The 233-nt window shown below is 77.3% G+C and carries 1 protein-coding gene; it reads left to right on the top strand.

Annotated features, from left to right (window positions below):
• Positions 1–233: hypothetical protein (locus IG88_RS43680; RefSeq protein WP_037837601.1), on the top strand; the 233-nt coding region annotated here is incomplete at both ends.

Genomic DNA, 233 nt, shown 5'->3' with positions numbered 1-233 from the left:
TGGCCGACATGGACTGGGCGCTGTTCACCCCGGGTTATGCGATGGCCCGGCGCCGTCCCCTGCTCGAGGACATCCCCGAGGCCGCCGAGGCACTGCGCGAGACCGGCGAGCCCGAGGGCGAGGAGAGCGCCGGGGCCGCCGGTGCGGGGCTGCGGGAGCGGCTGGCGGGGCTGACGGAGGCGGAGCAGCGGGCGCTGCTGCTGGGGATGGTGCGGCAGGAGGCCGCGCAGGTG

It is taken from the genome of Streptomyces sp. NRRL F-5650 (assembly GCF_000721365.1).
GTDB lineage: Bacteria > Actinomycetota > Actinomycetes > Streptomycetales > Streptomycetaceae > Streptomyces > Streptomyces ardesiacus.
Note: the sequence above shows the minus strand (reverse complement) of the source record. Positions and strands in the feature narration are given on the sequence as shown.